At 42.0% G+C, this 6,893-nt stretch carries 7 protein-coding genes; all 7 read left to right on the top strand.

Going from position 1 to position 6,893, the window contains the following annotated elements; all coding sequences use genetic code 11:
- Nucleotides 1–182: 182 nt before the first annotated feature.
- Nucleotides 183–602, top strand: a complete 420-nt coding sequence (gene flgB / locus B3209_RS02965; RefSeq protein ID WP_296689778.1) for a flagellar basal body rod protein FlgB — start codon at nucleotides 183–185, stop codon at nucleotides 600–602.
- A 32-nt stretch (nucleotides 603–634) separates the two neighbouring features.
- Entirely contained in the window at nucleotides 635–1,096 is a 462-nt protein-coding gene (flgC, locus tag B3209_RS02960; protein WP_288605183.1) for a flagellar basal body rod protein FlgC, read from the top strand.
- Between the two features lie 30 nt (nucleotides 1,097–1,126).
- On the top strand, nucleotides 1,127–1,477 hold the full coding sequence (gene fliE / locus B3209_RS02955; protein ID WP_296665107.1) for a flagellar hook-basal body complex protein FliE: 351 nt from the start codon (nucleotides 1,127–1,129) through the stop codon (nucleotides 1,475–1,477).
- A 258-nt stretch (nucleotides 1,478–1,735) separates the two neighbouring features.
- Complete coding sequence (fliF, locus tag B3209_RS02950; protein WP_296689775.1) at nucleotides 1,736–3,442, top strand: flagellar basal-body MS-ring/collar protein FliF; 1,707 nt, start codon at nucleotides 1,736–1,738, stop codon at nucleotides 3,440–3,442.
- Between the two features lie 3 nt (nucleotides 3,443–3,445).
- The gene (gene fliG / locus B3209_RS02945) at nucleotides 3,446–4,504 is read left to right on the top strand and encodes a flagellar motor switch protein FliG (protein WP_273355303.1); all 1,059 of its coding nucleotides are present in this window, start codon (nucleotides 3,446–3,448) and stop codon (nucleotides 4,502–4,504) included.
- Nucleotides 4,505–4,524: 20 nt separating this feature from the next.
- A complete protein-coding gene (gene fliH, locus B3209_RS02940) occupies nucleotides 4,525–5,457 on the top strand; it encodes a flagellar assembly protein FliH (protein WP_296689770.1) in 933 nt (310 codons plus the stop codon).
- An 85-nt stretch (nucleotides 5,458–5,542) separates the two neighbouring features.
- On the top strand, nucleotides 5,543–6,892 hold the full coding sequence (locus B3209_RS02935) for a FliI/YscN family ATPase (protein ID WP_296665101.1): 1,350 nt from the start codon (nucleotides 5,543–5,545) through the stop codon (nucleotides 6,890–6,892).
- The last annotated feature ends 1 nt before the right edge of the window (nucleotide 6,893 follow it).

The raw sequence follows: 6,893 nt of genomic DNA, 5'->3' as shown, positions 1-6,893 counted from the left end.
TGCGATGTTTCTGAAAGAAACTCGGTTGATAATCTATTGAAAATTTCCAACAGATTCCTGACCAAGTTTACTGCGTAAACATCGCAGTGTCGTAGCACGGGAATGACACATAAATTACTGTTCTTATCAAAACTCGACATTTATACTATAAACTTTTTTTCTGGAATGCCGATGAACAGAGTATGAACAGTTTTTCAAATTCTGTAGATTTGCTTCATCGTGCTCTTGATGTTGAAAGCCTTCGCTATCAGGTTACTGCAAATAATATTGCAAACAGCGAAGTTGCGAATTTCAAGAGACAGTCCGTAAATTTTGAAAGCGAACTGAAAAAAGCCTTTGTTAGCCGCGACAACGAGCACAACTCTTTCCGCATGGCGACAAATGACGCGCGCCATATTCAGAGCGAAGTTCCGCGCGACTGGCGTGATGTTGAGCCTAGACGTGTTTCCGACTATACAACTGCTTCAAAAGCCAACGGAAACAATGTTGATGCAGAGCAGGAAGCAATGAATGTTGTTCAGATTCAGATGCAGTACCGCCTTTTGACCCAGCTTATGAATTTTGAGTTTTCACAGGTCAAGACGGCTATGAAGTCAATATAGTTTATTTTTAGTATTGAGTTTTGGAGAAAAGTATGGGATTATTTACAAGCATAAACATAGCGGCAACAGGAATGAGCGTGGAGCGTCTGCGCACTGATGTCATTTCAAACAATATTGCGAATGCGACAACAACTCGTACTCAGGAAGGCGGAGCTTACCGCAAGCAGAGCGTGATTGTTGAGCCTATCGCTTCTTCAAATCCTCAGTGGAGATTTCCTTTTGTGGATTCAGAATTGGACAACGGACCTGGGAAAGGCGTTCGTGTTCGTGAAATCGTAAAAGACAGCGAGCAGGGCAGAATGGTTTACGATCCGAGCCACCCGGATGCGATTCAGTCTGGACCGAACAAAGGCTACGTTGAATATCCTAACGTGAATATTGTAAATGAAATGGTGAACATGATAAGCGCGAACCGTGCTTATGAGGCCAACAGTTCTGTTATTCAGGGCAGTAAGGAAATGTTTGCCTCTGCTTTGGAGATTGCAAGCCGCTAGACGTAAGTTAATCAGTAAACGGGAGGAACTATGAATCTTTCTTTTGGCTCAATGGAGCTTAACAGGTCAAATGTGTCTCATCTTGGGACTTCGGCTATTGGAAATGTCAGCAAGGCTTTAAAGGGAAACGAAAACGCTTCTGTTGACGGAGTTGAAAAGAAAGAGTCGTTTAGAACTTACCTTCTTGAAGCTGTAAACGAAATGAACAGCCAGCAGCTTAATGTTTCTGCCCTTCAGGAAAAAGTCATAACAGATCCTGACAGTGTGGACATCCATGATGTTACAACTGCCATGGCAAAAGCCCAGATGTCGCTGGATCTTGCGCAGAATGTAATCGATCGTCTTGTAAAAGGATGGAATGAACTTTCTCAGAATAGATAATGAGTTAGTTTGCTGAAAAGTTTTGTTGTCAAATTTAAGAATTTGTGTTATACTGTCCTATCTTTTTATGCAGGTGGGACAGCATAAAATAGAAATAAGTTTTTTCTAAAAACTCACTTTACAGTTCGTTTTTAGAAAAAACGCGAGTTTTAATTCGCTGTAATAGCACCGATTAAAACATCGCATTATTAGAGTTGCCTATAAAAACTGAAGTTTTTATAGGCTTCCATAAAATGAGTTCGTTCATGGGAGGGGAATATGAACGAATGGTTCAAGAAAAATTTAGAAACCATTAAAGAAAAATGGGCGAAGTGGACAACTCTCCAAAAAGCTATTGTAATTGCCATTGTTGTGGTTGCTATAGCGGTGATTGTTCTTATGGCTTCTATGTCGTCTCGTCCTTCCACAGTACGCCTTTTTAACGGTCCGGTAAACGATGAAAAGGAACGGGAGCTTATTCTTTCCCGCCTTGATCAGGACAATGTAAAGGCCTATGTTTCATCTGACAATTATATTTCTGTAGAAAACAGCGATATTGCAAAAAAATACAGAAGCCGCCTCATTGCAGAAGGCTATGCTCCGTCTAGCCTTGATGCCTATAGCCTTTTTGATGTTACGCGGTGGTCAAGAACAGACTTTGATGACAAGGTAAACTGGCAGCGTGCGACAGAGACAGCCTTAAAGCAGCAGCTTGAGTCTTTGGACGGAATCCAGCGCGCGGAAGTAAATCTTGTGCTTCCTGATGAAGCTTTGTACACGGATAACCAGAATCCTACATCTGCAGGCATTGTTTTGTACGCCAAAGGAAACAGCGATGTTCTTACAGACAAGCGAAAAATCCGCGGAATTCAAAACCTTATAAAAGCCTGCGTAGAAGGTTTGCGCGATGAAAATATTGTAATTAACGACGGCTCTTCAAATACGCAGATAAATGACTTTGAAGGCATGGCAGAAAGCGACCGCATTTCAAATATAGAAAAACAGAGAAAGCTTATTCTTAAGCAGGAAACTATATATACAGGTTCTGTTCTTAAAGCATTGAAGGGAACTTTCTCTGACGACCGTGTAAGAGTTGCTAACATTAAGATTGACATGAATATGTCTGAGCGCACAACTACTTCAAGGGAATACAGCGGAATCACAATCCGTCCTGACAACCCGAACACGCCTTATGACGACTCTGAAATTGTAAACAGCCTTACATTGTCGGAAGAAACTGTAAACAAGTCGTTTACAGGAACCGGCTACAATCCTGAAGGTCCGGCTGGAGTTGAAGGTCAGAATCCTCCAGTTTACAGCGATATGTCAAATGTTGTGGGAAAATCCACAGAAGAAGGCGTAAAACGAAATTATGCGCTGAACGAAAAAAACATTTCTGAAATTACAAGCCCTCAGATTGACCGTATTACAGTTTCTGTAAACATCGACGGCCAGTGGCGCAAAGTTTATGATGAAAACAACCGTCCTATTCTTGAAAATGGACATTTAAAGCGCGAGTACATTCCTCTTACTAAAGAGCAGCTTGCTGATGCAGTAAGGCTTGTTCAGGATGCTGTGGGTTATAACAAAGCTAGAGGAGACAGCGTTACAATTACAAATATTCAGTTTGACAGAACAGAAGAACAGGAAAAAGAAGATCTGGCTTATATTGCGCAGCTTAACAGAAACCGCACAATTATGTTTAGCCTGATTGGAATTGCTATAATTCTTATTGCGTTCATTGCGTTCCGTATTATCAGTAGAGAAATTGAACGCCGCCGCCGTCTTGCAGAGGAAGCTAGAATTCGTCAGCAGGAAGAAGAAAGGCAGAGAGCGCTTCTTGAAGCCCAGCAGCAGGGAATGGAAGTTACAATGTCTGTTGAAGAGCGCAAGCGGGCAGAGCTTCAGGAAAATGCGATTGCAATGGCAAAAGAGCATCCAGAAGACGTTGCAATGCTTATCCGCACTTGGCTTATGGAGGAATAGTTTATGGCAGAAGAACTTGTTGACGGCAAAAAAAGCAAGAAAAAGGGCGGAATCAAAGACTATAAGAATCTTACCGGCCGCCAAAAAGCCGCTATTTTCCTTGTTTCAATCGGAAGCGATGTAGCCTCTGATGTAATGAAGCACTTGCGCGAAGATGAAGTTGAAACTCTTACTTTTGAAATTGCGCGCCTTGATACAATTGACGCAGACTTTAAAGACCAGGTTCTTGAAGAATTTCAGGAGCTTATGCAGGCTCAGAATTTTATTACAACTGGTGGTATTGATTTTGCCCGCGAGCTTCTTGAAAAATCATTGGGAAGCCAAAAAGCAATTGATATTATCAACAGGCTCACAAGCTCTTTGCAGGTCCGCCCGTTTGATTTTATCCGCCGCACAGATCCGGCTCATCTTTTGAACTTTGTTCAGCAGGAATATCCGCAGACAATTTCTCTTATTCTTGCGTATCTTGAGCCTCAGAAAGCCGCTACAATTCTTCAGAATCTTCCTGCGGAAATTCAGCCGGAAGTTTCAAAGCGTCTTGCCACAATGGACCGCACAAGCCCGGAAGTTCTGCGCGAAGTTGAGCGTGTTCTTGAAAAGAAACTTTCAACTCTTTCTAGCGAAGACTATACAGCTGCCGGTGGTGTTGATTCGATTGTTGAAATTCTTAACCTTGTTGACCGTTCTTCTGAAAAGGCGATTATCGAAACTCTTGAAGAAGACGATCCTGAGCTTGCGGAAGAAATCAAGAAAAGAATGTTTGTTTTCGAAGATATTGTTATGCTTGATGACCGTGCGATTCAGAAAGTTTTGCGCGAAGTTGATACACAGGAACTTGCAAAGGCTTTGAAATCAGTTGATACAGAAGTTCAGGATAAGATTTTCCGCAATATGTCAAAGAGAGCCGCTTCAATGTTAAAAGAAGACATGGAATATATGGGGCCTGTCCGCTTGAAAGATGTTGAAGAAAGTCAGCAGAAGATTGTTAGCGTAATCCGCCGTCTTGAAGATTCTGGTGAAATTGTTATTGCTCGTTCTAGCGATGATGAAATGGTAGTCTGATTTGACTGGAGGCATTTAGCATGGCACAAACTGTATTCAGACCAACAGAAGTTAATAATACAAAGGGCGAAGTTGTCCTTCAGTTTACAAAAAATTTTGCGCCTCCTGTAGAAGAAAAAGTTGAGGAAGTTCCAGAATATACAGGACCTACAGCTGATGACTTGCGCAAGGAAGCGGAGGCTTTTAAGCTTCAGTGGGAAGATGAAAAGGCCAAGATGCTTGCAAAGGCACAGGCGGATGCCGACCAGATTGTAAAGAACGCGGAGGATGCTGCGTTTGCACAAGTAAAGCACCAAAGTGATCAGGCAGCTGTAATAAAATCTCAGGCGCAAAAAGAAGCTCAGGATATTGTTGAAAAGGCGAAGGCTGAAGCGCAGGATATTATTTCCAATGCAAAAATAGAAGAAAAATCCATTTTTGAAAAGTCAAAGAGCGATGGATTTAAAGCCGGCCATGAAGAAGGTTATAAGGCTGGAAATGAAGAAGCCCAGCGTCTTGTTGAGCGCATTCACAAAATGATTGAAGCTGTACAGGCAAAAAGGCAGGAAATTCTTGATAACACAGAGCAGCAGATTGTGAATCTTGTAATTTTGATAGTACGCAAAGTTGTAAAAATTATGAGTGAAAATCAAAAAAGTGTTATAATGTCGAATGTGCTTCAGGCTTTGAAAAAAGTAAAAGGCTCTGGAGATGTAACGTTGCGTGTAAATCTTTCAGATGTGAAGCTTACAACCGAGCATATTAAAGACTTTATCCGGCAGGTTGAAAATATCAAGAATATTTCTGTTGTTGAAGACAGTTCTGTTGAAAAAGGCGGCTGTATTGTTGAAACAGACTTCGGTGCAATTGACGCTCGCATTTCAAGCCAGCTGAATGAACTTGAAACTCAGATTTTGAATATTTCTCCTATAAAAACTGTGGGCAAGTCAGAAGTTATAAATCCCGACAGTTGATTCGTGCTTTTTTTATTTGCAATTGCCGGACTTTGTTTTTGGCATTCTATTTTTTGCGCTTGCACTCGCTATGGGATAGTTTAAAATGGAAAACTTTTTTGATAAATACATTCATAGCATAGAACGGATTGAACCTATAAAATATACCGGCTCTGTCATAGGTGTAAAAGGGCTTATGATAGAAAGCAAAGGACCGCGTTCTGTAATTGGTGAAATCTGTACAATTCATATTCCAAGTATTCAAAGTTCTGTACTTGCAGAAGTTGTAGGACTTGAAGGCTCTTCTGTGCGCCTTATGGCTTATGGAGAGACAAAGGGAATTGAAGTTGGCTGTGAAGTTGTTGCTTCTGGGCACGTTTTGGAAGTCCCTGTTGGACCGTCGCTTTTGGGGCGCGTAATAGACGCAACAGGAAAGCCCTATGACGGCAAAGGTGAAATTTTCCCAGAGGCTTATTATCCTGCTCTTGCATCTCCTCCAAATCCAATGGAACGCAAGCCGATTGACAAGCGCATTGTAACTGGTGTTCGTGCCATTGATGGAATTCTTACAGTTGGAAAAGGGCAGCGTCTTGGAATTTTTGCAGGCTCTGGAGTTGGAAAATCAACACTTCTTTCAATGATTGCACGGAATACAAATGCTGATATAAACGTAATAGGTCTTATTGGCGAGCGTGGACGCGAAGTTATGGACTTTATAAAGCGCGACTTAGGAGAAGAAGGCCTTAAGCGTTCTGTGCTTGTTGTTGCAACCAGCGATCAGCCTTCTATTTCTAGGTTAAGAGCCGCTTATGTTGCAACTGCCATTGCTGAATATTTCCGCGACCAAGGAAAGGACGTTATGCTGATGTTTGACAGCGTAACTCGTTTTGCCCATGCGCAAAGAGAAATTGGACTTGCAACAGGCGAGCCACCAGCGCAGAGAGGCTATCCTCCGAGCGTTTTTGACATGCTGCCTAAACTTCTTGAACGTACAGGAACAAATGACAAAGGAAGTATTACTGCCTTTTATACAGTTCTTGTTGACGGAGATGACATGGATGAACCAATTGCTGATAAAGTGCGCGGAACTTTGGATGGACATATTGTTTTGCAGCGTTCCCTCGCGGCTCGTCAGCATTATCCTGCAATCGATATGCTTACAAGCATCAGCCGTCTTTCAAAGAGAGTTTCTGGAACTTGCACAAAAAAGGCAGTGCAGCGTGTGCGCCGTTGGATTTCTGTTTATTCAGAGCAGGAAGAAATGATAAACGCCGGTGTTTACCAAAAAGGCTCTTCCCCGGAAATTGACGAAGCCATTGACCATCATCAGGCTGTTGAAGAATTTTTGTGCCAGGAAGAAAACTGCCATCTTACAATTAAAGACACATTGAAGTCTCTTTCTGAACTAAGCGGAATTGAAATTCCTGAAGATGAATATTCTGAATCTCCTGCCTGAT

The organism is Treponema sp. UBA6852 (assembly GCA_002449305.1).
Classification (GTDB): domain Bacteria; phylum Spirochaetota; class Spirochaetia; order Treponematales; family Treponemataceae; genus Treponema_D.
The sequence above is the reverse complement of the archived record's forward strand: the minus strand, read 5'-3'. Positions and strand labels throughout refer to the sequence as shown.

Excerpts from the sequence above, each read along its gene's own strand:
- flgB (WP_296689778.1), top strand. The coding sequence starts at position 183 with ATGAACAGTTTTTCAAATTCTGTAGATTTGCTTCATCGTGCTCTTGAT.
- B3209_RS02935 (WP_296665101.1), top strand. The coding sequence starts at position 5,543 with ATGGAAAACTTTTTTGATAAATACATTCATAGCATAGAACGGATTGAA.
- fliG (WP_273355303.1), top strand. The coding sequence starts at position 3,446 with ATGGCAGAAGAACTTGTTGACGGCAAAAAAAGCAAGAAAAAGGGCGGA.
- fliF (WP_296689775.1), top strand. The coding sequence starts at position 1,736 with ATGAACGAATGGTTCAAGAAAAATTTAGAAACCATTAAAGAAAAATGG.
- flgC (WP_288605183.1), top strand. The coding sequence starts at position 635 with ATGGGATTATTTACAAGCATAAACATAGCGGCAACAGGAATGAGCGTG.
- fliH (WP_296689770.1), top strand. The coding sequence starts at position 4,525 with ATGGCACAAACTGTATTCAGACCAACAGAAGTTAATAATACAAAGGGC.
- fliE (WP_296665107.1), top strand. The coding sequence starts at position 1,127 with ATGAATCTTTCTTTTGGCTCAATGGAGCTTAACAGGTCAAATGTGTCT.